A 25697-nucleotide genomic window follows, 5' to 3' on the forward strand; every position below is an offset into this window, starting at 1 on the left:
AACCTCGGCCTTCTGTCCAGCAGCATGCAGTAAGAGGAGAGAAACAGACACAGGGGAAATCAACGCGTTGAGGGCAAAAGGGGCCAGCCTGGCCAGCCCCAATCCGCTTAGCCGAGAATCTTAGCCAGCTCTGCGCTCACGTCGGACACGTTGCGCGTACCGTCGATCTTGTGATACGCGGTGTGCCCCGCTTCCGCTTCTTTGCTGTAGTAAGCAATCAGCGGCGCAGTCAGCTGATGGTATTCCACCAGACGTTTGCGCACCGTTTCTTCCTGATCGTCTTTGCGCGTGGTCAGCTCTTCACCGGTCACGTCATCCTTGCCTTCCACTTTCGGTGGATTGAATTTGACGTGGTAGACGCGGCCTGATGGCGCGTGAACACGGCGGCCTACGATACGCTCAACAATCAGCTCGTCCGGTACGGCGAACTCCAGCACGTAGTCCACTTTAATACCGGCTTCTTTCATTGCGTCAGCCTGAGGAATGGTGCGTGGGAAACCATCAAGCAGGAAACCGTTTTTGCAATCTTCCTGGGTGATGCGCTCTTTAACCAGCGCAATGACCAGCTCATCAGTAACCAACTTACCGGCATCCATAATGGCTTTCGCCTGGTTGCCAAGTTCGGTGCCAGCTTTAACCGCTGCACGCAGCATGTCGCCAGTGGAGATCTGCGGAATACCGTATTTCTCCATGATGAATTGGGCTTGAGTCCCCTTACCTGCGCCCGGAGCTCCGAGCAGAATAATACGCATTGCGTAAATCCCCTTGCGAATCGCATTGATGAATCTGAGAAGCGGAAGAACATACCATTATGACCCGCCCACCACAAGGAAGCGGCGGGTCAGGAAAGTTTAGTGTACTGGCTTTAGCGCGTGATAGCAGTGTGTCAGGTCAGCGAAAGGGCATTTTCGGACTGGCGGCTTAGGCTGAATGCATTTCATGGCGTTTGCGCAACAAAACGGCTCGCTGAAATCAGGCGATGCACTTAAGCAAAAAAAAACCGGTGGACCTTGCCACCGGTTTTGATTGGCTTACGCCGTCAGTAACTGATTCATACGGCGGATAAACTGGTTAGGATCGTCCAGCGTGCCGCGCTCGGCCAGCAGCGCCTGATCCAGTAACAGCTCTATCCACTCACCGAAGCGGGTTTCATCCTGGGTATCCGCCACGCGTTTCACCAGTTGGTGATCGGGGTTGATTTCAAAGATGTATTTCACTTCCGGCACGTCCTGACCTGCCGCAGCAAACAGTTTGGCCATTTGCGTGGTCATCTCGTTCGCATCCGTGGTCACAATCGCCGGCGTATCGGTCAGGCGGTGCGTCAGACGCACTTCTTTCACGCGCTCACCCAGCAGCGTTTTCACGCGTTCAACAAACGGCTCCAGCGCTTTTTCAGCTTCTTTCTGCTCTTCCGTCTCTTCGTCGGCCAGCTTATCCAGTGCGTCATCGGCTTTGCTGACAGACTGGAAGACTTTACCGTCGAACTCGGTCAGGTAGCTCATCATCCATTCGTCGATGCGATCGGACAACAGCAGCACTTCGATGCCTTTCTTACGGAACAGCTCCAGATGCGGGCTGCTGTTGGCGGCGGCATAGCTGTCGGCCGTGATGTAGTAGATCTTCTCCTGACCTTCTACCATGCGGCTGACGTACTCTTCCAGCGAAACGGTTTGCGCCGCGCCTTCGCTTTGGGTACTGGCAAAGCGCAACAGTTTAGCAATCGCTTCTTTATTCGCGTGATCTTCCGCCGGGCCTTCTTTCAGTACCAGACCGAACTCTTTCCAGAAGGTCTGGTATTTTTCGCTGTCGTCTTTTGCCAATTTCTCCAGCATCTGCAGCACACGCTTGGTCAGCGCGCCACGCAGGCTCTGGGTTACCCGGCTGTCCTGCAGGATTTCACGCGATACGTTAAGCGGCAGATCGTTTGAGTCAATCAGACCGCGCACGAAGCGCAGGTAATTCGGCATGAACTGCTCGGCATCATCCATGATAAACACGCGCTGTACGTACAGTTTCAGGCCATGTTTATGATCGCGGTTCCACATGTCGAACGGCGCACGCGCCGGGATATAAAGCAGGCTGGTGTACTCCTGTTTACCTTCAACACGGTTGTGGCTCCAGATTGCCGGATCGCTGAAATCGTGGGCGATGTGTTTGTAAAACTCGTTGTACTCTTCATCGCTGATGTCAGCTTTGTTGCGCGTCCACAGCGCCTGGGCCTTGTTGATTTTCTCCCAGGTGGTGGTGCCGGTCTCTTCGTCTTTGCTTTCGATTTCTACCGGCAGGGCAATGTGATCGGAGTACTTACTGATAATGTTGCGTACGCGCCAGCTATCAAGGAACTCATCTTCGCCCTCGCGCAGGTGCAGGGTAATTTCGGTACCGCGTTCGGCTTTGCTGATATCCGCGATGGTGTAATCCCCTTCACCCGCGGATTCCCAGAAGACAGCTTCGTCTTCTGCCGCGCCCGCTGCACGGGTGCGCACAGAGACCTTGTCGGCCACGATAAACGCCGAATAGAAGCCTACGCCAAACTGACCGATCAGCTGGCTGTCTTTCGCCTGGTCTGAGCCCAGAGACGCCAGGAAGGATTTGGTGCCTGATTTAGCAATGGTGCCCAGGTTTTCAATCACTTCATCACGACGCATGCCGATACCGTTATCGCTCAGCGTAATGGTACGGTTGTCCTTATCCACAGAGAGACGCACGCGCAGGTCGCCATCGCCTTCATACAGGCTGGCATCAGACAGCGCGCGGAAGCGCAGTTTATCTGCCGCATCCGAAGCATTGGAAATCAGCTCACGCAGGAAAATCTCTTTGTTTGAATAGAGAGAATGGATCATCAGGTGCAGAAGTTGTTTTACCTCTGACTGAAAGCCACGAGTCTCTTGTCCTTTCATGGTCATTGCTACCTCAACAGAATCAGATTTAACGAACGTTGAGGAGGATGTGGGGATAAATGAGAGGTTTTCAAGCCGGTGTCTTTCACAACACCGGCAAGCGTTTAAAATTTAATCTTTTGACGACCGGCCAGGGAGTGGGACAGCGTGGTGCCATCGACCATTTCCAGTTCACCGCCCATCGGAACCCCATGCGCAATACGGCTCGCGTCGACGCCATACTGTCCGCACAATTCAGCGATGTAGTTCGCGGTAGCTTCACCTTCAACCGTGGGATTGGTCGCCAGAATCACTTCGTGAAGCGTTTCTTTTTCCAGCCGTTGTTCCAGTCGGTCAAGACCAATATCGGCTGGACCAATGCCGTCCAGCGGCGAAAGATGCCCCATCAACACGAAATAGCGGCCGGCAAATTGCCCGGTTTGCTCAATAGCATGGATGTCTGCCGGGCTTTCAACCACGCAGATTTGACCATTTTGCTGTCGCCGGGGATTGGCGCAAATGGTGCAAATTTCCTGCTCGGTGAAGGTGCGGCAATCGGCACAGTGGCCGATTTCCGACATCGCCCGGGTCAGAGCCTGCGCCAGCCGCATTCCGCCACTCCGATCGCGCTGTAGCAGTTGAAACGCCATACGCTGGGCCGATTTAGGCCCAACGCCCGGCAAACAGCGCAGCGACTCCATTAAAGACTCTAGCAGGGGGCTGGTTTGCATCAGAACGGCATCTTGAAGCCTGGTGGCAGCTGCATGCCTGAAGAGACAGAGGCCATTTTCTCTTTCTGCACTTCGTCAATGCGACGAGCGGCATCGTTGAATGCGGCGGCAATCAGATCTTCCAGCATGTCTTTGTCGTCCTCAAGCAGGCTCGGATCGACTTCTACCCGGCGGCAGTTGTGAGCACCGTTGATCGTGACTTTGACCATGCCAGCACCTGATTCACCCGTGACTTCCAGGGCGGCAATTTCTTCCTGAACCTGGGCCATTTTGTCTTGCATCTGCTGGGCCTGCTTCATCAGGTTGCCCAATCCGCCTTTACCAAACATAGTTTTCTCTCTCTGCTGAGGCTACAACGCGGTTTATTCAGACCGTTGCAGCGTGTTCAAACGGGTCGAATGCTTTCCTCATCCAAATCGGCATCAAAAAAGCGACGAAGGGTTTGAATGTGGGTGTCACTCAAGATTGACTGACGCGCCTGCGCCAGCTTCTCTTCATAAATGGCCTGACGCCACTCCAGTGGCGTCAATACCGAAGAATTATCGTCTTCAATAACCGACAGTTCAACCTGATGGCCTGCTGCCTGACTTAACGCGGCGCTCAGGGCCTGCTGCGCCGACGCGGAATTCAGGTGGCGCTGACTGGAACGTAAATGCAGGCAAATGCCGTTATCCGTGGTTTCTTTCCATGCATTCAGGGCCAGTTGCTGAACCAGTTTAGGCAGCGGTAAGCCCGCGACCTCTGCCGCCCATGCATCGCGCTGCTGGGCTTCTTCCGCCAGTCGCGCGGCCAGCTCAGGATTTTTCTCATGCTCCAGCGCAGAACGCAAGGCTTTTGGCGTCGCGACCGGCTCAGCGACCTCTGTCACTGGCGTCTGTGCTTTCCAGCGGTAAGCCTCTTTTTTTACCGGTGCCGCAGGCGCGCTGTCTCGGACTCGCTGCTGGCTGCGTTCGGTAACAGAGGCCAGTCGTTCCAGCGCAGAGTTGGCCGGCCGCGCACCTGGCGCTGCCGGCTCACTCTTTTTTGCTTTGTTTGCTCCCTGGCGCAGCAACTGGGTGCGCGCCTGCAGGAGCTGGCTGGTGGAGCTGGACAGTGACGGATCGGGCGAAGCCGGCGGCACGGCCTGCTGACTGACAGCCGGTTCCGGCGCGGCCATTTGCGGCTGCGCCGCGGGCGCCTTTTGAGCGGGCTGGGCAGCGACATTCTGCACCGGTGCCGGTGCCGACTGCGCCGTCAGCGTTGGCCGCGCGATCGGTTCGGCGATGGCTGCCTTGGGATGGAACGCCAGGGCGCGCAGCAATGTCATTTCAATCCCCATGCGGCGATCGGGCGCAAGCGGTAAATCTTTACGCCCCATGAGCAGGGTTTGGTAGTACAGCTGGAGATCGGCCGGTGGCACCGCGCGCGCCAGCTCACGCAGGCGTAGCGCATTGCTCTCTTCATCGTCATTGAGCGACGTGGGCAGGAGCTGCACCATGGCAATCCGGTGCAGCAGGCGCAGCATCTCAACCAACAGCGCTTCCCACTCAACGCCGCGTGAAGCCGCGTGGGCTAGCAGCGTCATCATCTGTTCGCCATTGCCCTCAACCACGGCTTCGAGCAGGCCAAGCGGCTGTTCATCATCAAGCGTTCCGAGCATCGTGCCCACGGTGGCGCTGGTCACGCTGCCCTCGCCCATTGCAATGGCCTGATCGGTAAGGCTTAACGCGTCACGCATGCTGCCATCGGCGGCTCTGGCGAGCAGTTGCAGGGCGCGTGGCTCACGCGCGATCTGCTCCTGCTCTAAAACATGATCCAACTGCTGGCGGATCTGATCGACCTCAAGCGCTTTTAGATGAAACTGCAGGCAGCGCGACAGAATCGTCACCGGCAGTTTTTGCGGATCGGTCGTGGCCAGCAAGAATTTTACATGCGAAGGCGGTTCTTCCAGCGTTTTCAGCAGGGCGTTGAAGCTGTGACGCGACAGCATGTGCACTTCATCGATCAGGTAGACTTTAAACCGGCCGCGCGCGGGCGCGTACTGCACGTTATCGAGCAGATCGCGTGTGTCTTCCACTTTGGTGCGCGAGGCCGCGTCAATCTCAATAAGATCGACAAAGCGCCCCTGCTCAATCTCACGACAGTTGTCGCACTGACCGCAGGGTGTTGCGGTAATACCGGTTTCGCAGTTAAGCCCTTTTGCCAGCAGACGGGCAATCGTGGTTTTCCCTACGCCCCGCGTGCCGGAGAAGAGATAAGCATGATGGATGCGTCCCAGAGACAATCCATTCGCCAGCGCCGTCAGAACATGTTCCTGACCGACAACATCAGCAAACGCCTGTGGACGCCATTTTCGGGCAAGTACCTGATAGCTCATGTGGTTTCGACGAATTTGGATGGAAATGTGAGCGCAGACGCACTGCAACCCCTGTATATGATTGCAGTAGTCTAACAGCTACGCTTTCACCTATCACTCGTTATCTTGAACAGGGAAAGATGTGCGGCCTGCGGAGCACGAGGCCGCAAGCGAGGGTTAGTGGCCGGGAAAATTGACCAGGCTGTAGCTGTCAACGCCCAGCGCCTTGAGACGCGCTTCACCTGCCAGATCGAACAGGTTGATAATAAATGCCGCATCCTTAACTTCGCCGCCTGCACGACGAATCAGTTTGATGGTCGCTTCGAGCGTGCCCCCCGTTGCCAGCAGGTCGTCGACCACCAGCACCACATCGCCTGGCTGAATAGCATCTTTGTGCAATTCCAGTCGGTCGGTACCGTATTCCAGCTCGTAAGCTTCGCTGAAGGTTTCACGTGGCAGTTTGCCCGGCTTGCGCACCGGAACAAAGCCCAGCCCCAGTCCGAGGGCGACAGGTGCCCCGAACAGGAAACCCCGCGCTTCCGTGCCCACCACTTTGGTGATGCCTTTATTGCGATAACGCTCTACCAGCAGCGAGATGGACGCGGCATAGGCTTTTGGGTCTTCCAACAGGCTGGTGACGTCACGGAAAAGAATACCCGGCTTCGGGTAATCAGGAATACTTTTGATACTGTTTTTAATCAGTTCAAGCTGCTGCGCAGTGTCGGTCATAATCTTAAGCCTGGTAAAAAAAAAATTCTGTTCTGTTTTGCGCAGCTTCAATAGCGCCAACACCGGGTTAAAGGCTCAGCGAAGAGGCATGAATAATGGGAAGCTACACACGAAGAGGCCCAAATCTAAGCAAATGGTCGGCTAATTGCAACTTTATCGCGGCGGTAAACGTTCATCCGCTGTTTCTGCCACCACCGGCATGCGCCCGATAAACAGCAGTAGCACAGCCAGCATAATAAGTAACATGACGCGTACCCACCACAGCGGAACCAGCCAGAGAGACACCGCAAAGGTTATTACAATCACGATCATCGCCCGGCTTTTTGCACCGGGGGGCATGCCACGGTGCTGCTGCCAGTGGCGGATATAACGGCCAAAAGGCGATCTCCAGAGCAGCCAGTAGTGGAATCGGGGAGAAGAGCGGGCAAAACACCAGGCCGCCAGTAGCATAAATGGCGTGGTGGGTAATAAAGGTAATACAATACCCAGTATGCCAAGCACAATCGCCAGCCAGCCAAGGGTCAATAATACAATGCGTTGCATAACGATCGCTCAGCGCGTTTCCAGTCACGTAACCTTAGCATACCTGAGTCTCGGGCGATGAGTTACGTCACTGCACACCAACGCCTGCTTAACTGCATGCTTGATTTACGACAGGATATTGCCAGCCATCCTGATGGATACTGCCGTTCCCCCCGCTTTGACAGCCAGCTTTTTACCACCAAAGGCACCCGGCTGGCGGATTATTTGCAGGAGATTGAACACAATTATCAGCGTTTGTGCCAGCCCAACGGTGACGTGGCCCGCAGCCAGTGGCTGGCCAGCCATCTGGTCGATCAGATTGCTGCTCTGCAACGTGAGGCCCGCACCCAACAGTTGCGTAGCCCACAGGAGCGCGCTCAGCCCTCTTCCCGGCAGCGAAAATATCAGGAATACCGCGAGTATGAACGTCGACTGCAGGCTATGATCGACCAGCGTGAACAGCGAATGGCGCTGGCGGAAACGCTGGCCGTGCAGCAGCAGTTGAAGAAAGACCTGGAGGTGCTCGAAGGTCGTATGGCACGCTGTCGACAGGCCATACGTTCGGTGGAGTGGGCAATGTCGCTGGCAAACAGCGCCTTTAACACTTAATGCGCTATCCGTGCTGGAGGGGATTCACGGATGGCACGCTTATCTGGCCCATGATACAACTGCTCAGGAGGAAAGATGTCCCTGGAAACGGCGCCTGAAGAGGTAAAACTGGCCGTCGATCTCATTCAGCTGCTTGAAGAGAATCAGATCGCGGTAGAAACCGTGCTGTCTGCACTGGCCATCGTTCAGCGCGACTTTGAAAGAAAGCGCGACACGCAGCGTAAAGATTAGGCCTTTTTAGCCAGCGTTGGGCTGAAGCGCAGCATATCAATCAGCGCATCAACCAGCACAGGCGCATCGGTAACCAGATCAAACTTATCGGGTGTAAACAGCCAGCTTTCCATCATGCCGTTCACGTAGCCGCGCATAATCAGCGCGGCCTGACGCGTCTGGAAGGTTTCCGGGAGCTGCCCGGCATCAATGCACTGGCGCAAAACGTCTTCTATTTCATTGTAACGCTCCAGCAACAGGCTTTGCTGAATGCTTTTTACCGCCGCCATTTCCCCCACAAACTCGCATTTGTGGAAGATAATTTCCATTAGCGCGCGGCGCTGAGGATCTCTGGCCGTCGCCTGAAAGATATACACCAGCATCGCTCGCAGAATGGAAAGTGGATCACCGGGGTATTTTGTCTGATACTCAAGTTTCACATCATCCAGCCCTGCATCACTGCGAAGCCATATTTCGTTTAACAAATCGGCTTTGTTTTTGAAATGCCAGTAGATTGCCCCCCGTGTTACGCTGGCTGCGGATGCGACATCCGCCAGGGAAGTGGCTGAAACCCCCTCTTTAGAAAAAAGGGCAAGTGCAGCGTCAAGAATTTGATGCCGGGTTTCAAGAGCTTGCGCTTTGGTTTTTCGTGCCATAGGGGACTTTTTTTACAATCGAGTAAGTTTACATACATTTGTGAATGTATGTACCATAGCACGACCTAAACTCTTACGCAGCAATGGGTTCCTGGCTTTGTGATCCATTGATCATTCGATATCGGACTCTAGAGGTTTATTTATGACTAAATTCAGAGGGTTAACGCCTCTGGCGGCCGTCCTGATGCTATCAGGCAGCTTCGTGTTAACAGGATGTGACGGAAATAAATCCGACCAGGCCGCCCAGCAGCAGCAGCCACCTGAGGTGGGTGTTGTTACGGTTAAAAGTGAACCCCTTAAAATTTCGACTGAATTACCCGGCCGCACTTTGGCTTTTCGTATTGCTGAAGTTCGCCCGCAGGTTTCCGGTATCATCCTGAAGCGTAACTTCATTGAAGGCGGAGAGATCAAAGCAGGGGAATCGCTGTATCAGATCGATCCGGCGACCTATCAGGCGTCCTACGACAGTGCTAAAGCCGATTTAGCGAAGGCGGAAGCTAACGCACGCATTGCGCAGCTTACCGTGAATCGCTATAAGCCGCTGCTCGGCACTAAATACATCAGTCAGCAGGATTATGATACGGCTGTGGCCACCGCCGCGCAAAACAATGCCGCGGTTCAGTCAGCCAAAGCCAATGTGGAAACCGCCCGTATTAATCTTGCCTATACCAAAGTCACCTCGCCCATCAGCGGCCGTATCGGTAAGTCTTCCGTAACGGAAGGTGCTCTGGTGCAGAGCGGGCAAACTACGGCGCTGGCAACCGTGCAGCAGCTTGATCCGATGTATGTCGATGTCACCCAGTCGAGTGAAGATTTCCTGCGTTTACGTTCAGAACTCGAATCGGGTCAGCTGAAACAGAACGATGGCAAAGCGAATGTCACCCTGCTGATGCAAAACGGCAAAGACTATGCTCAGCCGGGTACGCTGGAATTTTCCGACGTGACCGTTGACCAGACCACCGGATCCATCACCCTGCGTGCGATCTTCCCGAACCCTGACAAAGCGTTGCTGCCTGGCATGTTTGTCCGTGCTCGCCTGGAGGAAGGCACCAACCCGAACGCCCTTTTAGTGCCACAGCAGGCGGTGAGCCGTACCCCAACCGGCGATGCCTCTGTCATGGTGGTGGGCGCGGATAACAAGGTTGAAGCACGTAAGATTAAAGCGGCCCAGGCTATTGGCGACAAATGGCTGGTGACTGATGGGCTTAAAGCGGGTGAGCGCGTGATCTTTACCGGTCTGCAACGCGCAAAACCGGGTGCGCAGGTTACGCCTAAAGAAGTCACCGATGATGCCAAAGCCGCCAGCGGCGATCCGTCCAAAGCGCAGTCTGCTAAAACATCGTCATAACAGGAGCCGTTGATACATGGCTAAGTTCTTTATCGATCGCCCCATCTTTGCGTGGGTTCTTGCTATTATCGTGATGCTAGCGGGCGCGTTATCGATTCTTAAATTACCGATCGAGCAATATCCCAATGTTGCGCCGCCGGCAATTGAGATTCAGGCCAACTACCCAGGTGCTGACGCCAAAACGCTGCAAGACTCGGTGACTCAGGTCATCGAACAGAACATGAATGGTATTGATGGCCTGATGTATATGTCATCAAGCAGTGACTCATCGGGCGCACTGACGCTGACGATTTCGTTTGAGTCAGGCACCGATGCCGATATCGCCCAGGTTCAGGTGCAGAACAAACTGCAACTGGCCATGCCTTTGCTGCCTCAGGAAGTGCAACAGCAGGGGATTCAGGTTAAAAAATCCTCCAGTAGCTTCCTGATGGTCGCCGGTTTTATCAGCGATGACGGCAGTATGAATCAGAACGATATTTCTGACTACGTTGCCTCAAACATCAAAGATCCGATCAGCCGTACGCCTGGCGTCGGTGATACCCAGGTATTCGGGGCGCAGTATGCCATGCGTATCTGGATGGATCCCAGCAAGCTTAATAACTATCAGTTAACCCCTGTTGACGTTATCAACGCGCTGAAAACCCAGAACGCCCAGGTCGCTGCCGGTCAGTTAGGCGGCACGCCACCGGTGCCGGGACAGCAGTTGAACGCCTCTATCATTGCACAAACCCGTCTGACCTCGACCAAAGAGTTCGGCAACATTCTGCTTAAGGTGAATGCTGACGGTTCTCAGGTTCGTCTGCGCGATGTGGCTCAGATTGAACTGGGTGGGGAAAACTACGAAATCATCGCACGTTATAACGGTAAACCCGCTTCCGGTATTGGTATCAAACTGGCGACCGGCGCTAACGCCCTGAACACGGCGGAGGCGGTGAAGGCAGAGCTGGCTAAACTGCAGCCCACTTTCCCGGCGGGTATGAAGGTCGTTTACCCTTATGACACGACACCTTTCGTAAAAATCTCGATTTTCGAAGTAGTGAAGACACTGATGGAAGCCATTCTGTTGGTGTTCCTGGTGATGTATCTGTTCCTGCAAAACTTCCGTGCCACGCTGATTCCGACCATCGCCGTGCCTGTTGTTCTGCTGGGTACCTTTGCCATTATCAGCGCCTTTGGCTACTCGATAAACACCCTGACGATGTTTGGGATGGTGCTGGCCATCGGCTTGCTGGTCGATGACGCCATCGTAGTGGTCGAGAACGTCGAACGCGTAATGGCGGAAGAAGGGCTGCCGCCCAAAGAGGCCACCAAGCGATCGATGGAACAGATTCAGGGCGCGCTGGTCGGTATTGCCCTGGTGCTGTCGGCAGTATTCATTCCTATGGCCTTCTTCGGCGGATCTACCGGGGTCATTTACCGTCAGTTCTCTATCACTATTGTTTCAGCGATGGCGCTGTCGGTACTGGTTGCGTTAATTCTGACGCCGGCGCTCTGCGCCACCATGCTCAAGCCGGTGAAAAAAGGCGATCATGGCAAAACCACCGGTTTCTTTGGCTGGTTTAACCGCCTGTTCGACAAGAGCACGCATCACTATGTCGACAGCGTGGGCCATATCGTTCGCGGTACCGGTCGCTATCTGCTGCTTTACCTGCTGATTGTGCTGGGCATGGCGTTTCTGTTCCTGCGCCTCCCCTCTTCCTTCCTGCCGGAAGAAGATCAGGGCCTGTTACTGGCTCAGGCACAGTTGCCTGCGGGTGCAACCCAGGAACGCACGCAGAAGGTGCTGGATCAGGTTTCTGACTACTTCCTGACAAAAGAGAAGGACTCGGTTAAGTCGGTCTTTACCGTTGCCGGTTTTGGTTTTGCCGGACGGGGCCAGAACACCGGTATCGCCTTCGTCAGCCTTAAACCCTGGGATGAGCGTACCAGCAGCGATATGAAAGTCCCGGCTATACAGGGACGTGCCATGCAGGCATTAGGGCAAATCAAAGACGGTATGGTCTTTGCGTTTAACCTGCCGGCCATTATTGAATTAGGGAACGCGACAGGCTTTGACTTTGAGCTGATCGATCAGGCAAACCTGGGCCATGACAAGCTAACGCAGGCGCGTAACCAGCTGTTTGGCATGATTGCCCAGCATCCGGATACGCTGGTCGGTGTTCGCCCTAATGGCCTGGAAGATACGCCGCAGTTCAAGCTGGATATCGACCAGGAAAAAGCGCAGGCGTTGGGCGTGTCACTCAGTGACATTAACACCACGCTCGCAGCCTCGTGGGGCGGCTCTTACGTCAATGACTTTATTGACCGCGGTCGCGTGAAGAAAGTGTACGTGATGGGTAAAGCCGACGCGCGTATGCTGCCGGACGACATCAATAAGTGGTTTGTCCGTAACAGCAACAGCGAGATGGTGCCCTTCTCTGCCTTCTCTTCGGCACACTGGCAGTATGGTTCGCCGCGTCTGGAACGCTATAACGGTCTGCCTGCCATGGAGATCCTGGGTCAGGCCGGACCGGGCAAGAGTTCCGGTGAAGCCATGAATCTGATGGAAGAACTGGCCTCTAAACTGCCAACCGGCATCGGTTTTGACTGGACGGGAATGTCCTATCAGGAACGTCTGTCAGGCAACCAGGCACCGGCTCTTTATGCCATTTCACTGATTGTGGTGTTCCTGTGTCTTGCTGCCCTGTATGAGAGCTGGTCCATCCCGTTCTCTGTCATGCTGGTCGTTCCGCTCGGTGTGGTCGGTGCATTACTCTTCACCACCTTACGTGGCCTGAGTAACGACGTTTACTTTGTCGTGGGGTTACTGACAACCGTTGGCCTCTCGGCGAAGAACGCCATCCTGATCGTGGAATTTGCGAAGGATCTGATGGAGAAAGAAGGTAAAGGCCTGGTGGAAGCGACGCTTGAAGCCTGTCGTATGCGTCTGCGTCCGATCCTGATGACCTCGCTGGCCTTTATTCTTGGCGTACTGCCTCTGGCCATCAGCACCGGCGCAGGCTCAGGTGCCCAGAATGCGGTCGGTACGGGCGTAATGGGCGGTATGGTGACCGCCACCGCGCTGGCAATCTTCTTTGTACCGGTATTCTTTGTGGTGGTGCGCCGTCGCTTCGGTAAGAAAGCGGACATCGAAAAGGATCATCCTGTCGATAACCACTCGCATTAATCCGTAAACATAAAGGCCGCGTCAGCGGCCTTTTTTTTTGTCCTCATCGTGCCTTCTCATACCTGACTGCTCACATTCTCTGTCTGCCACGCCGATGGGCCCGATGCCCGCTTAACTCTGACTGCACCTCGCCCTCTCCGCTATGGATTTCTTTTCCGCCTGTCTCACGCGCATCGCCACCGGGCTGTATTGTTACTGCCCCTGTTTTTCCCTGCTTTTTGGAGGGTTGCAATCGAATCGGCTACGGCGCATAATATTGTTATAGTATAACATTACATTAGTGAGAATCATGAAAGCGAATATTCATCCTACCTATCGTGCAGTGGTGTTCCACGACACCTCTGCTGACGTGTATTTCAAAATCGGTTCCACCATCAAAACCGATCGTACCGTTGAGTTTGAAGGCGAAACCCTGCCTTACGTTACGCTCGACGTCTCGTCGGCATCTCATGTGTTTTATACCGGTAAGCAGAAAGACTTTGCTAAAGAAGGCAGCACTGCCCGCTTCAACCAGCGCTTTGGCCGCTTTCTGGGTCGCCGATAAGAGAGGACATGATGCAGGTATTAAGTTCGCTGCGCTCGGCGAAGAATCGCCATCGGGATTGCAAGGTTGTGCGCCGTAAAGGCCGCATCTATATCATCTGTAAAACGAATCCGCGCTTTAAAGCCGTACAGGGAAGAAAGAAAAAACGTTGATGTGTGTCGTGAACCTTAGCCGGAATGTCGCTCACCCGCCATTCCGGCTTTTTTTATGCTCAGCGCATGCTGTTCAGCATCGCCTCTACGTTATGTTTAAAAGCGGCCTCGTAGGTGGGTGCAGGGCCGGAAGCCGTTGACAGCGCTTCAGGATAAAGCTCTCCCCCCGGCTTCGCGCCTGTGGCGCTGGCAATCTGCTTCACCAGACGAGGATCGGTCTGGTTTTCCATAAAGTACGTTTTAATATGCTGCTGCTTAAGCTGCGTGATCAGGCTGGCGACATCGCTGGCGCTGGCTTCCGCTTCCGTTGAGAAACCGACAGGTGCCAGGAACGAGACGCCATAACGTTGCCCAAAATAGCCAAAGGCATCGTGGCTGGTCAGCACTTTGCGTTTTTGCTGCGGGATAGCCGCAAAAGACGTTTTGGCCCAGCTGTCCAGCTTCTGGAGCTGCTGAATATACTTTTCGCCGCGCTTACGGATATCATCGGCATCCTGCGGATCGGCCTTGATTAGCGCATCCATCACGTTTTTGGCATAAATCGTGCCGTTATACATGCTGTTCCACGCATGAGGATCGGTGATGGTTTTGCCATCTTCTTCCATCGTCCGCGTTTCGATGCCCGTTGACGCCACTACGGGTTGACCTTTATAGCCCGAGGCACTCACCAGACGATTCATCCAGCCTTCCAGCCCCAGCCCGCTGACGAAGACCACATCCGCTTTCGCCAGCGCTTCGCTGTCTTGTGGTGTCGGTTCAAAGGTGTGCGGATCGCCATTTGGCCCGACAAGACTCTTCACGTGGACGTGATCGCCACCAATTTGCTTCACAATATCGGCCAGGACGGTAAAACTCGCTACCGCATCGACCGTTTTTGCCATAGAGAATGGACTGATGACTAACGCACCGACTGCCAGACTAATGGGTAATATCTTCATAGCTACCTCTGATTAATGGCGGCGCAAAATCCCACCGCACGGCCCTGTTAAGATGGAGAGAAAGAACAGCATTGCGGCACTCAACACCACCGCCGGTCCTGCCGGCAGTGAAAAGTGCCAGGAAAGCACCAGCCCGGCAAACGCCGACAGCACGGCCATTAGCATGGCCGAGCCCAGCATGATGACGAGGTGACGACTCCAGAAACGGGCGCTGGCGGCGGGCAACATCATCAGCCCCACCGACATCAAGGTTCCCAGTACCTGAAAACCTGCGACCAGGTTGAGCACCACCAGCGTCAGAAAAATACCGTGCACCAGCGGCGCGCTCCATTTGCCCTGTGCGCGCAGAAAGTCGGAATCGAATGCATCAATGACCAGAGGACGGTAAATGACGGCCAGCATCAGTAGCGTAAACGCAGCGATACCACCGACCACCGCCAGCGCAGGGTTATCCACCGCCAGCAGGGAGCCAAACAGAACGTGCAGCAGATCAACGCTGGATCCGCGAAGTGAGACGAGCGTGACGCCCAGCGCCAGCGAGCCCAGGTAAAAGCCAGCAAAACTGGCATCTTCTTTGAGCGGCGTGTAACGACTCACGGCACCCGACAGCAGTGCCACCGCCAGGCCGGCAATCAGCCCGCCCACGCCCATCGCAACCAGGGACAAGCCGGAGAGTAAATAGCCGATAGCGGCACCGGGCAGTACGGCATGGGATAAGGCATCCCCAATCAGACTCATGCGGCGCAGAGAGAGAAAAACGCCTAGCGGGGTGGCGCTAAATGCAAGCGCGACACAGGCCACCAGCGCCCGTCGCATAAAGCTGAACTCAATAAACGGCTGAATAATTGTCACGGCGCCACGCTCCGTAAGGGCGCGGCATCGATCACACTGCGGCGGTGAGCACCATCATCCATAGACAAGACATCGCTAAAATAACGCTCAACCAGCGGGCGATCGTGGAGCACCACCATGAGCGTGGTGCCAGCCTGCTGCTGCTGCTGCAAGATGGACATCAGTAGCGTTACCGTCTTGCTGTCAATGCCGTTAAAAGGCTCATCAAGCAACCACAGGCGACTACGTTGCAGCATCAGCCGGGCAAACAGCACACGCTGCAGCTGTCCGCCGGATAAAGTGGCAGGTTGAGCATCGGCATAGTCGCTCATCTGCACCGCCTCCAGGGCCTCGCTAATTTCTTTACGCAAGCGCCGGTTGATTCCGCCAAACCAGCCACAGCGCGGCCAGCAACCTATTGAAACCAGCTCGTACACGGTTAAAGGAAAACGTGTTTCCAGCTCGCTTCGCTGAGGCAGCCAGCCAACTTCCCGGCGCGGAAGATGCAGTTCACACTGCCCCTGCACTGGCGGCAATAAGCCAGCGATGGTTTTAATCAGTGTGGATTTTCCGCTTCCGTTCGCACCAATCAGCGCGGTCATGCTGCCCTGGGGCAACTGGGTGGTCAGAACGGGTGAGACAGATTGCCCCTGATAACCCACCTGTAGATTTCTCAACGCTATCACGGCTGCATTCCCCACCACATCGCTGTTGCCAGAACAGCGATTAACAGGAGAGCCACCGCTAACCGTCCTCCGAGTGACATTAACAGTCCACTTTGATTCATCACCGCACCAAAAAAAATGTTATAACATAACAACTATGATATCCGATGTTGTCGCGTTATCACCACGGCAATGTGTTTCAAAAAATAAACCAGCGCACGATTTGCCATAAAAAGGGCTATAGAGAAGCAGCAACGAATCAACCACTTGCTTAAATTTGCCCTCAACGAGGCCTTATTATGTGTGGCGGACTACTTGCAAACCGCCACAAGAACATCAATGATGGGTTTATAAGTTGTTATTCATGAGCAGACTATGTCAGTAAGAATTGAATGCGATGTCGCGCAGGATGAAACGGATTGCGCAAAATTAGCCACAATTATAGAGCGGAATATTCTCAAAATAACAGATTCACTTGTTGGCGATTTACAATGGTATTCAGCCAATGCCATCTTAGTGCCAGGCAGTTTACGTGTTATTGCTGTTGAGATGACAGAGACGAATAGATTTAAGTTACTTTACGATTTTCAGTGGAATTTATTTAACCCGTGTCTCGATTTAAATGAAATCGTTACGCAAAATGAACAAGTCAGCTTCCGTATCCGCCCTGCCGCGCTTGTATTTGAGCCGATTGAGAATCAGCGCCCCTCACCTGGCGATGAATTGTAATATTTAGTAATGGAGGTGAGCAGAACTAATGATTTTACACTATTCTTAACTCAGTCCGTTATTTAAAAACCCGATAACCACTTCCTGGCCGCTTCACCTAATCGCGCCGCTTTGCGGTAACTTTGCTCGCTACGGAGGGGAAAAAGATGGACGAATACTCACCGAAACGGCATGATATTGCCCAGCTTAAATACTTGTGTGAGAGTCTGTTTGACGACAGCATGGCGACATTAACTGACAGTCATCATGGCTGGGTTAATGACCCCACTGCCGAAAGCAACTTACAGCTAAACGATTTGATTGAGCACATCGCCTCTTTCACCATGAATTACAAAATTAAGCACGTTGAAGACGAAGCACTGATTACCCAAATCGATGAATATCTTGATGATACCTTTATGCTGTTTAGCAACTACAGTGTAAATACTCAGGATCTTCAGCGCTGGCAACGCTCAGCGAAACGTTTATTTAATGTGTTTACTGAAGAGTGCGCTTTTCTTCAACAGCCAAGCCATTCATTATAGTACTGACGTGAGAACGGTTTATTTATGAACAAAACCCTAACTAAAACTGATTATTTGATGCGACTGAGGCGCTGTCGCTCTATTGACACGCTGGAACGCGTGATTGAAAAAAATAAGTACGAATTACCCGATGAAGAATTAGCAGTATTTTACTCAGCAGCCGATCACCGCCTGGCTGAACTGACGATGAACAAGCTCTATGACAAAGTCCCGGTGTCAGTCTGGAAATTTGTACGCTAACCTATTTTGTATTACGTTTGATCTGATTTCACCAGCCCGTTTTTGCACAACTCGCCTGCCGGCAATGGAACGGCCCAGGCGAGATTCGCCTGTTTATCATCTGGGAAGAGGGATGTTTACGAGATGAAATGGTGGAGGCCCCGCCAGCTACATCCCGGCACACACGTCACCTGCTGCGGCTGCTTCCTTCCGGACCTGACCGAGTTCACAAGCTAGCATTGCGGGAGAACCAACAGGGCCCCCATTGACTAGCCCTCATTTCGAGAGCGCAGGCATTATCGGGGATGCCCCCGGCAATTGCAAGCCTGGTCGGGATGACCGTTGGTTTCTTGTACGATCGCCGATAATTAACCCTCAATGTGATAAAATTATCGCCTTTTCTCGGGCAGGTAAGTTTATGGACAGCTCTGACAGCTTCAAACAGCGAATCTGGCAAATCGTTGCCGCAATTCCTCCCGGCCGCGTCACGACCTATGGTGACGTCGCCCTGCTGGCGGGCTCGCCAAGAGCAGCGCGCCAGGTCGGTGGCGTCTTGAGTCGCTTACCTGAGGGCAGTACGCTTCCCTGGCACCGGGTGATTAATCGCCACGGTACTATTTCGCTGCAGGGCGATCGGTTATTTCGTCAGCGAGATGCGCTGGAGGCGGAAGGCGTTGAGGTGAGTGACGCCGGTGAGATTGATTTAGACCAATATCGCTGGCGATTTTAAGGCGTCAGGGCGGCGGCAATGCCGCCCTGGTAAGGTTGCCCTGAGACCTTACATGGTCGTCGGTGCCGGGACAGCGGCTGACGGTGTAACCTGCGTCGGTGACGTTGCCGGTACGCTCGTGGCTGCGCCAGGCTGCGTTGGCATCGCCATAGAGGGGACCGGTACTAACACCAGATCGGTTTTTGTTCCGCCCTGATTGATCACCGGTTTAACCTCTTCGGTAATGAAGGCCATCTTGCCATCAACCGTAATGGCAGCGCTTAACAGGATGCGCGCATTGGGCTGAATGTCGGCCGGGTTGAAAGGCAGCACAAAATGGAATGGCGCCTGCTTCCCTTCCGTGCGCACGACGCGCTGGGACAGCACTTTCGACGGAGCATCCGCAACCGATGCATCTGACAGCGTCACGGTCAGTGCAGCATTCGGCGGCAGCGCAATGCGCTGACGAATATAGACGGATCCACTGACGTTAGGCTGAGCAATCGTTGCTGTTTGTCCTGCAACCGCTGACCCTAAAGTCGGGGTTGGAACCGGTTTGCCTTTGTGCGCACAACCCGCGAGAGCCATCGCCATCGTTACGCCACTTAACACATGCCAGAATTTCATTGATGTCGTCTCCTTTTGATCAAAATGATTTTTAGCAGTGAATCTTCATTACAGCGTTTCACTCGCCGTATGTCTTTAATGTTGGCACAAAATCAAAAGTTTGCCTGGTCGGATGAAAGACCGAAAGTCTGATTGACGGAAACTGGTCGGATCTTTCACACTTAGGCAAATACTTATTATCAGGAAAGCGTCATGAGTCAGGCACTCGAAAATCTGCTTAATTTAATCCATCTGGAAAAAATCGAAGAAGGCCTCTTTCGCGGCCAGAGCGAAGATCTTGGCCTTCGTCAGGTCTTTGGCGGTCAGGTAGTGGGACAGGCACTTTTTGCGGCCAAACAGACCGTGCCGGAAGATCGCGTCATTCACTCATTCCACAGCTATTTTCTCCGGCCCGGCGACAGCCAGAAACCGATTATTTACGACGTGGAAAGCCTGCGTGACGGTAAAAGTTTTAGCGCCCGCCGGGTCAGCGCCATTCAAAATGGTCAGCCTATTTTTTATATGACGGCCTCTTTCCAGTCGCCGGAAAGCGGCTTTGAACATCAGAAACCCATGCCGCAGGTGAAAGGGCCTGATAATCTCCCCAACGAGCAGCAGATGGCGCAAAAAATGGCCCATATGCTGCCAGAAAAGCTGCGCGAGAAATTTATCGCCGAGCGTCCGCTGGAAATCCGCCCGGTGCAGATCCACAACCCGTTACGAGGCCACGTTGATAAACCGCAGCGTCAGGTGTGGATTCGGGCTAACGGCACCCTGCCCGACGATTTACGCATCCATCAGTATCTACTGGGCTACGCTTCCGACCTTAACTTTTTGCCCGTGGCGCTGCAGCCCCATGGCAAAGGCTTTCTGGAATCCGATATGCAGGTGGCAACGATTGACCACTCTATGTGGTTTCACCGTGAGCTGAATTTTAACGACTGGCTGCTCTACAGCGTGGAGAGCACCTCTGCATCGGGCGCGCGGGGCTTTGTACGCGGTGAGTTTTACAACCAGCAAGGGGAACTGGTGGCGTCAACGGTTCAGGAAGGTGTGATGCGCCAGCGCAGCGAATAGTAAAAAGGGGCGAAATCGCCCCTTTTCTCTTATCGTTACAGATGCATTAATGGTTGTATGCGTTCTCGCCATGGCTGTTGACGTCCAGGCCTTCGCGCTCCTGCTCTTCCGGCACGCGCAGCCCTACAATCATATCCGCCAGTTTAAAGCCAATGAAGGCCACCACGGCAGACCAGACGATAGTCACCCCTACGCTGAACAGCTGAACGGCAACCTGATGCCCCATAGTGACGCCTGGTGCATAGCCTACGCCGCCCAGAGAAGAGGACGCGAACACGCCCGTCAGGATACAGCCGATGATGCCACAGACGCCGTGAACGCCGAATACGTCACAAGGATCGTCAACCCGCAGCCATCTTTTCAGCGTTGTTACGCCCCAGATGCCCGCCAGACCACCGGCTAAACCGATAATTAACGCGCCACCGACGCCGACATAACCACAGGCTGGCGTAATGGCAACCAGACCCGCAATAAAACCAGAACAGGCACCTAACAGAGAAGGTTTACCACGCAGCGCCCACTCGCCGAAGGTCCATGCCAGCACAGCAGCGGCAGTCGCCACAACGGTATTCAGGAAAGCCAGTGCGGCAATTTCGTTAGCTGCCGACGCCGAACCTGCGTTGAAGCCAAACCAGCCGACATACAGAATCGCGGTACCGGTAAAGACCATTGGCAGGTTGTGAGGTTTAAATGCCTCTTTGCCGAAGCCTGCACGTTTGCCCACCAGGTAAGCACCGACCAGTCCGGCAACCGCCGCGTTAATGTGCACAACCGTGCCGCCAGCAAAGTCCAGCGCGCCATCCTGAGCCAGTAAGCCGCCTGCCCAGACCATATGCGCGATAGGCAGATAAGCCAGCGTCAGCCATACCGCCACGAAAATCAGCACGGCTGAGAAACGAATACGTTCCGCAATGGCACCGACGATCAGCCCCACGGTAATACAGGCAAAGGACGCCTGGAAAGCCACATGGATGTATTGATAAAAGCTGCCCATTACCGCTGTCAGCGCAATGTTTTTCAGCATCACCCAGTTGAAGCTGCCAAAGAAAGCATTGCCTTCGCTAAAGGCCAGTGAGTAGCCATAAATCACCCACAGCACACATACCAGCGAAAAGGTGACCGCCACCTGAGTGAGCATAGAGAGCACGTTTTTACCGCGGATCAAGCCGCCGTAAAACAGCGCAATCCCGGGAATTGACATAAACAGCACCAGCGCAGTGCAAATCATCATAAAGGCGTTATCGGCTTTGTCTGCAACGGCAGGCGCAGCAGCCATTGCCAGCGACGGTAACAGTGCCAGGCTGGTGAGGCCCAACTTGGTCAGCATTTTATTCATTTTTTTTCCATCCCATCACATTACTGAGTCTTGTTTACAGTGCGGCTTCGTCGGTTTCGCCGGTACGTATGCGAATCACGCGCTGCAGTTCAGCAACGAAAATCTTGCCGTCGCCAATTTTTCCGGTGTAAGCCGATTTACTGATTACGTCCACCACTTCGTCCAGTTGGTCGTCTGCAATGGCGATATCAATTTTGACCTTGGGCAGAAAGTTCACGCTGTATTCCGCACCACGGTACAGTTCGGCGTGCCCTTTCTGACGTCCAAAACCTTTCACTTCGGAGACGGTCAGTCCCTGAATACCAATGGAGGATAATGCCTCTCGCACATCTTCCAGCTTGAACGGCTTAATTACGACGGTAACCAGCTTCATAGCCTCTCCTTAAGGAATTGAAATAAGTAAGTCTCATGGACACGCAGAGACTTAAGCAAAGGCTGTGCCAGATGTAAGTATTGTGCGAAATCCGTTATCAGGCCGCGACGGAATAAGGCTCAGGAAATGCTGAATATCGGTCTGGGAAAAACTGGGGGATTAATAAACGAAGCGGATGCACTCCTTTGGTGCTGTTACGCTCAAAGGCGTGCATCCTGACGGAACAATGGAGAAAAAGATGCGCAAAAAAGGTGCAATCACCCTGCACTGACTAACGGTGCTGCCGATTCCAGTTCATCGCCAACCTGTTGCAACTGATACATTTGCCAGTAGCGCCCTTCCTCTGCCAGCAGCTGCTGGTGCGTGCCCTGCTCGACAACATGACCACGGTGCAGCACCAGTATGTTGTCTGCTTCGGTAATGGTGGAAAGACGGTGGGCGATAACCACCAGCGTCGTATGCTGACGCAGGGTGCGCAGCGTGTGCTGGATGGCCTGCTCTGTACCGGAATCGATATTTGCGGTGGCTTCATCAAGGATGAGAATCTGCGGCAGTTGTACCAGTACGCGTGCCAGCGCGAGTAATTGCTTTTGCCCCACCGACAGGTTATTCCCCTGTTCGCCCAGTCGGGTATGAATACCAGCAGGCAATGCCCGGGCCAGCGGCGCCAGCTGTACCTGCTCCAGCGCCGTCCACACGGCTTCTTCGCTGATATCCCGACCCAGCCGCACGTTGGCCAGCAGCGTGTCGGCCAGTACGACCGGATCCTGCTGTACCATCGCGATGCTGCGTCGTAGCGCCTGGTGGGAATATTGCCCCAACGGACGATCGTCCAGACGGACTTCACCGCGCGTCACCGGATAGTAGCCCATTAACAGGTTTGCCAGCGTGCTCTTGCCGCTGCCGGTATGACCGACCAGAGCGACAAAGCCGCGTGAAGGCACATCCAGCGAGATGTTGCTTAGCACGTCACGATCATCGCGATAGGCAAAGCTCAGGTTATCCAGCGTAATGCGTCCGGACGCCATGGGTCGATCGCTGTCACCATAGTGCTGCTGGGGCGCATCCATCAGTTCAAAAATACGCTCGCCCGCGACAACCGCCTGCTGCAACATCGACTGCTGCGTAGTGAGTTCGATTAAGGGCTCGTTAAGCCGGCCCAGATAGGTGATAAACGCGTACAGCACCCCGACTTCGAAAACGCCGGGCATTGAGAAACTGAATAACAGCAGCAGCCCGCACAGCACCAGCGCCGAAAACAGGCTTAAAAGCGGCCGTAACAGGAAGCCATCGAGCCGCAGGGTTTCCATGCGCGCCAGATAGTGAGAGCGGCTGGCTTCCCCCATGCGTTCGCCAAAACGTGCCTGCTGGCGGAACTGCTGAATCACGCTCATCCCGCTAATCACTTCGTTAAAACCGTTGTTGATATCGGCCAGATAGCTGCGAACGCGACGCGCTATCGGTGTACTGAAGCGCTGATAAATCAGCATGACGATGAGCACCATAGGGAAAATCAACATCGCCACCAGCGCCATGCGCCAGTCCAGGCTGAACATGGCCACCATCATTGCGCCCACCAGCGCGGCGCTGCGCAGGACCGTCGCGACAACGGTCACATACAGATCCCGGACGACTTCCGTGTCGTTGGTGACCCGGGAAATCAACTGACCCACCGGCTGGGTATCAAACGCAGCGAGCGGCTGACGCAGCGCCGCGTTCATGGCATCGGTGCGTAAACGCTGCACCACGCCAATCGCAGCCTGGTTAAACAGTAACGCCTGCCCGTAATGCAGAGCGGCGGCCAGCAGCTGCAGCAGAATAAAACTCACGACCAGTCCTGCCACGATGCCCCAGGGCATTTGATGCTTCGCCACCAGATTATCGATGAAATAACTCACCAGAACCGGGCCGGTGACTTCGGCGGCGGCGGCAATCCAGAGCATCAACACGGCCAGCGACAGCGATTTGCGCCACGGTTTACCGTAGCTCAGCAGGCGTTTAAGTGTTGGCCACATACGTTGTGACTTAGCCATGCGGCACTCCTTTTTCCGTTTCATCATCATCCAGTGCGGCTTCCAGTTGCTGATAGCGATACATATCCCGATACCAGCCCGCCGCGTTCGTCAGGGCAGCGTGGTCGCCTCGCTGCGCCACGGTGCCCTGATGCAGCACCAGAATCTCACTGGCTTCCGTGAGTGCCGACAGGCGGTGGGCGCTGATGATCAACGTGCGCCCTTTGCCCCACAGGCGCAGATTATGCAAAATTTCGTGTTCTGTGCGTCCGTCCACGGCCGACAGCGCATCGTCCAGAACCAGGATCTCCGCATCAAGCAGCAGGGCACGGGCGATTGAAATACGCTGTTTCTGACCGCCAGACAGCATGACTCCGCGCTCCCCGACTTCGGTTTCGTAGCCTTGCGGCAGGCGTAAGATATCGTCATGGACGCAGGCCATTTTTGCCGCCTGCTCAATATCCTCCTGACTGGCATCCGGCCTGCCCAGCGCAATGTTATTGGCCACGCTGTCGGAAAACAGAAACGGCGTCTGACTGACGACGGCGAGACGGCTGCGCCAGCTGTCCAGCCGCAGCTGTGGCAGCGGGATGGAATGGTAGCGGATATCCCCCTGCTGAATATCGAAGTGACGCTGAATCAAACTCAGCAAGGTCGTTTTACCACTGCCGGTCGGGCCGCACAGGCCCAGCATATCGCCTGGCTTGAGTTGAAATTCAACCTGGCTCAGTATCGCACCTGAACTGGCGGGATAGCTGAATTCGCGAATCGAGACCTGTAACGTTCCGGCCCTGTCAGGCAAGGTTTTATCACCGTCTTCAACGACCGGTGCCTCAGAAAGCAGCGCACGAATTCGGCTCCAGGCAGCACTGCCACGCTCAACAATGTTAAACATCCATGCCAGCGCCAGCATCGGCCAGATCATCAATCCCAGGTACATGACAAAGCTGGTGAGCTGCCCCAGCGTCATTTGATCATGCCACACCAGCCAGCTTCCGCCGCCAATCGCCAGCAGGTTGGCAAAGCCAATCGCGATATAAATGGTGGGATCAAAACGCGCATCCACTCGCGCAACGCGCAGGTTTTTCTCTCCGGTATCACGTGCAATATCGGCGAACTGCGCCGACTGATGTTGCTCCAGCCCAAATGCCTTAATCATTCGGATGCTGGTAAGGCTCTCTTGCGTCTGATCGTTCAGGCTGGAAAAGGCCGCCTGCGCCAGTTTGAAACGGTTATGTAGCTGCTCGCCATAGCGGTGAATGACCAACGCCATGAATGGCATCGGTATTAGCGATATCAGCGTCAGCTGCCAGCTGATTTGTGTACTCATGGCAATTAACACAACGCATCCCATGACCAGAGAATCCACCAGCGTCAGCACGCCTTCACCGGCAGCAAAAACCACCCGATCGACGTCGTTGGTGGCGCGGGCAATGAGATCGCCGGTTCGGTGACGCAGGTAAAACGCCGGCTGCTGACGGCTGAGCTGACGATAAAAATCCTCTCGCAGCTCAACGGCCAGTTGGTAGGATGCGCCAAACAGCAGCACGCGCCAGACATAGCGCAGCAGATAAACCACCACGGCGGTCAGCAGCATAATGCCAATCCACATCAGGATGCGCCGGGCATCCATGTTTTGGTGGGTCACGCCGTCCACAATCACCCCGACAATCCACGGCGGCAGCAACTGCAGAACGGCAATAACGATCAGTAAGGTGACGGCGCCCAGATAACGCCGCCACTCACGGATAAAATACCAACTTAACTGGCTGAATAATCGCACAAGGCTGCTCTCAA

General features: G+C 54.5%; 27 protein-coding genes, 1 other RNA gene and 1 other annotated feature. Of the genes, 11 read left to right on the plus strand and 17 right to left on the minus strand.

Going from position 1 to position 25697, the window contains the following annotated elements; translation table 11 throughout:
- Positions 1-107: 107 nt before the first annotated feature.
- The 7 genes from adk to PAGR_RS16310 all read right to left on the minus strand — a co-directional run bounded on the left by adk (position 108) and on the right by PAGR_RS16310 (position 7217).
- The gene (gene adk, locus PAGR_RS16280; protein WP_014606422.1) at positions 108-752 is read right to left on the minus strand and encodes an adenylate kinase; all 645 of its coding nucleotides are present in this window, start codon (positions 750-752) and stop codon (positions 108-110) included.
- Positions 753-1031: 279 nt separating this feature from the next.
- Complete coding sequence (gene htpG, locus PAGR_RS16285; RefSeq protein ID WP_170934917.1) at positions 1032-2900, minus strand: molecular chaperone HtpG; 1869 nt, start codon at positions 2898-2900, stop codon at positions 1032-1034.
- Positions 2901-3004: 104 nt separating this feature from the next.
- A complete protein-coding gene (gene recR, locus PAGR_RS16290; protein WP_014606423.1) occupies positions 3005-3610 on the minus strand; it encodes a recombination mediator RecR in 606 nt (201 codons plus the stop codon).
- Positions 3610-3939, minus strand: coding sequence for a YbaB/EbfC family nucleoid-associated protein (locus tag PAGR_RS16295; RefSeq protein ID WP_013024920.1), 330 nt, complete (start codon positions 3937-3939; stop codon positions 3610-3612). Before PAGR_RS16295 ends, recR begins: the two co-directional genes overlap by 1 nt.
- A 56-nt stretch (positions 3940-3995) precedes the next feature.
- Positions 3996-5966, minus strand: coding sequence for a DNA polymerase III subunit gamma/tau (gene dnaX / locus PAGR_RS16300; RefSeq protein ID WP_014606424.1), 1971 nt, complete (start codon positions 5964-5966; stop codon positions 3996-3998).
- Positions 4593-4654: a sequence feature (DnaX frameshifting element), on the minus strand. (Overlaps the previous gene by 62 nt.)
- A gap of 156 nt (positions 5967-6122) precedes the next feature.
- Positions 6123-6674: an adenine phosphoribosyltransferase gene (gene apt, locus PAGR_RS16305; protein WP_014606425.1), complete on the minus strand. Its 552-nt coding sequence runs from the start codon at positions 6672-6674 to the stop codon at positions 6123-6125.
- A 153-nt stretch (positions 6675-6827) separates the two neighbouring features.
- A complete protein-coding gene (locus PAGR_RS16310; RefSeq protein ID WP_013024916.1) occupies positions 6828-7217 on the minus strand; it encodes a DUF454 family protein in 390 nt (129 codons plus the stop codon).
- Between the two features lie 57 nt (positions 7218-7274).
- On the opposite strand from PAGR_RS16310, the gene priC reads away from it, so the two are divergent.
- Together priC and rsmS are read left to right on the plus strand one after the other, a co-directional pair.
- Entirely contained in the window at positions 7275-7805 is a 531-nt protein-coding gene (gene priC / locus PAGR_RS16315) for a primosomal replication protein PriC (protein WP_014593092.1), read from the plus strand.
- A gap of 75 nt (positions 7806-7880) precedes the next feature.
- Positions 7881-8036 (plus strand): pleiotropic regulatory protein RsmS, encoded by a 156-nt coding sequence (gene rsmS, locus PAGR_RS23285; protein ID WP_013024914.1) that lies wholly within the window; start codon positions 7881-7883, stop codon positions 8034-8036.
- Here the strand turns inward: rsmS and acrR are convergent.
- On the minus strand, positions 8033-8671 hold the full coding sequence (acrR, locus tag PAGR_RS16320) for a multidrug efflux transporter transcriptional repressor AcrR (RefSeq protein ID WP_014593091.1): 639 nt from the start codon (positions 8669-8671) through the stop codon (positions 8033-8035). The two genes, rsmS and acrR, sit on opposite strands and share 4 nt — an antisense overlap.
- Before the next feature lie 142 nt (positions 8672-8813).
- Between acrR and PAGR_RS16325 the strand changes: the two genes are divergently transcribed.
- The 4 genes from PAGR_RS16325 (at position 8814) to ykgO (ending at position 13881) form a co-directional block, all read left to right on the plus strand.
- Positions 8814-10019 (plus strand): efflux RND transporter periplasmic adaptor subunit, encoded by a 1206-nt coding sequence (locus tag PAGR_RS16325; protein WP_013024912.1) that lies wholly within the window; start codon positions 8814-8816, stop codon positions 10017-10019.
- Positions 10020-10035: 16 nt separating this feature from the next.
- Positions 10036-13185 carry a multidrug efflux RND transporter permease subunit AcrB gene (locus tag PAGR_RS16330; RefSeq protein WP_014606426.1) on the plus strand — a complete coding sequence of 1050 codons (3150 nt, stop codon included), beginning with the start codon at positions 10036-10038 and terminating at the stop codon, positions 13183-13185.
- 289 nt (positions 13186-13474) lie between these two features.
- Positions 13475-13729 (plus strand): type B 50S ribosomal protein L31, encoded by a 255-nt coding sequence (locus PAGR_RS16335; protein WP_014606427.1) that lies wholly within the window; start codon positions 13475-13477, stop codon positions 13727-13729.
- 11 nt (positions 13730-13740) lie between these two features.
- Positions 13741-13881, plus strand: a complete 141-nt coding sequence (gene ykgO / locus PAGR_RS16340; protein ID WP_014606428.1) for a type B 50S ribosomal protein L36 — start codon at positions 13741-13743, stop codon at positions 13879-13881.
- A gap of 59 nt (positions 13882-13940) precedes the next feature.
- On the opposite strand, the gene PAGR_RS16345 is transcribed toward ykgO, so the two are convergent.
- From PAGR_RS16345 to PAGR_RS16355, 3 genes are read right to left on the minus strand one after another with little or no spacing between them, the layout of a single operon-like run.
- A complete protein-coding gene (locus tag PAGR_RS16345) occupies positions 13941-14819 on the minus strand; it encodes a metal ABC transporter substrate-binding protein (protein WP_013024908.1) in 879 nt (292 codons plus the stop codon).
- A gap of 12 nt (positions 14820-14831) precedes the next feature.
- The gene (locus PAGR_RS16350) at positions 14832-15671 is read right to left on the minus strand and encodes a metal ABC transporter permease (RefSeq protein ID WP_013024907.1); all 840 of its coding nucleotides are present in this window, start codon (positions 15669-15671) and stop codon (positions 14832-14834) included.
- Positions 15668-16336, minus strand: coding sequence for a metal ABC transporter ATP-binding protein (locus tag PAGR_RS16355; RefSeq protein WP_014606429.1), 669 nt, complete (start codon positions 16334-16336; stop codon positions 15668-15670). The genes PAGR_RS16350 and PAGR_RS16355 overlap by 4 nt, the downstream gene beginning before the upstream one ends.
- A gap of 354 nt (positions 16337-16690) precedes the next feature.
- On the opposite strand from PAGR_RS16355, the gene PAGR_RS16360 reads away from it, so the two are divergent.
- The 3 genes from PAGR_RS16360 to hha all read left to right on the plus strand — a co-directional run bounded on the left by PAGR_RS16360 (position 16691) and on the right by hha (position 17808).
- Positions 16691-17044: a hypothetical protein gene (locus PAGR_RS16360; protein WP_014606430.1), complete on the plus strand. Its 354-nt coding sequence runs from the start codon at positions 16691-16693 to the stop codon at positions 17042-17044.
- Between the two features lie 146 nt (positions 17045-17190).
- Positions 17191-17568 carry an Hha toxicity modulator TomB gene (gene tomB, locus PAGR_RS16365; RefSeq protein ID WP_014606431.1) on the plus strand — a complete coding sequence of 126 codons (378 nt, stop codon included), beginning with the start codon at positions 17191-17193 and terminating at the stop codon, positions 17566-17568.
- Positions 17569-17592: 24 nt separating this feature from the next.
- Complete coding sequence (gene hha / locus PAGR_RS16370) at positions 17593-17808, plus strand: hemolysin expression-modulating protein Hha (protein ID WP_013024903.1); 216 nt, start codon at positions 17593-17595, stop codon at positions 17806-17808.
- Positions 17809-17946: 138 nt separating this feature from the next.
- Here the strand turns inward: hha and ffs are convergent.
- Positions 17947-18043, minus strand: an RNA gene (gene ffs / locus PAGR_RS23290) — signal recognition particle sRNA small type.
- A 162-nt stretch (positions 18044-18205) separates the two neighbouring features.
- On the opposite strand from ffs, the gene PAGR_RS16375 reads away from it, so the two are divergent.
- Positions 18206-18517 (plus strand): MGMT family protein, encoded by a 312-nt coding sequence (locus tag PAGR_RS16375; protein ID WP_014606432.1) that lies wholly within the window; start codon positions 18206-18208, stop codon positions 18515-18517.
- Between the two features lie 48 nt (positions 18518-18565).
- Here the strand turns inward: PAGR_RS16375 and PAGR_RS16380 are convergent, their stop codons facing one another.
- A complete protein-coding gene (locus PAGR_RS16380) occupies positions 18566-19123 on the minus strand; it encodes a YbaY family lipoprotein (protein WP_014606433.1) in 558 nt (185 codons plus the stop codon).
- Positions 19124-19315: 192 nt separating this feature from the next.
- Between PAGR_RS16380 and tesB the strand changes: the two genes are divergently transcribed.
- Positions 19316-20179 (plus strand): acyl-CoA thioesterase II, encoded by an 864-nt coding sequence (gene tesB, locus PAGR_RS16385; RefSeq protein WP_014606434.1) that lies wholly within the window; start codon positions 19316-19318, stop codon positions 20177-20179.
- Between the two features lie 46 nt (positions 20180-20225).
- Here the strand turns inward: tesB and amtB are convergent, their stop codons facing one another.
- The 4 genes from amtB to PAGR_RS16405 form a co-directional block, all read right to left on the minus strand.
- Positions 20226-21515, minus strand: a complete 1290-nt coding sequence (gene amtB / locus PAGR_RS16390; protein ID WP_014606435.1) for an ammonium transporter AmtB — start codon at positions 21513-21515, stop codon at positions 20226-20228.
- A gap of 34 nt (positions 21516-21549) precedes the next feature.
- The gene (gene glnK, locus PAGR_RS16395) at positions 21550-21888 is read right to left on the minus strand and encodes a P-II family nitrogen regulator (protein WP_013024898.1); all 339 of its coding nucleotides are present in this window, start codon (positions 21886-21888) and stop codon (positions 21550-21552) included.
- A 257-nt stretch (positions 21889-22145) separates the two neighbouring features.
- On the minus strand, positions 22146-23921 hold the full coding sequence (locus tag PAGR_RS16400) for a SmdB family multidrug efflux ABC transporter permease/ATP-binding protein (protein ID WP_014606436.1): 1776 nt from the start codon (positions 23919-23921) through the stop codon (positions 22146-22148).
- Positions 23914-25683 (minus strand): SmdA family multidrug ABC transporter permease/ATP-binding protein, encoded by a 1770-nt coding sequence (locus tag PAGR_RS16405; protein ID WP_013024896.1) that lies wholly within the window; start codon positions 25681-25683, stop codon positions 23914-23916. The genes PAGR_RS16400 and PAGR_RS16405 overlap by 8 nt, the downstream gene beginning before the upstream one ends.
- Positions 25684-25697 lie beyond the last annotated feature (14 nt).

Source organism: Pantoea ananatis PA13 (assembly GCF_000233595.1).
Classification (GTDB): domain Bacteria; phylum Pseudomonadota; class Gammaproteobacteria; order Enterobacterales; family Enterobacteriaceae; genus Pantoea; species Pantoea ananatis.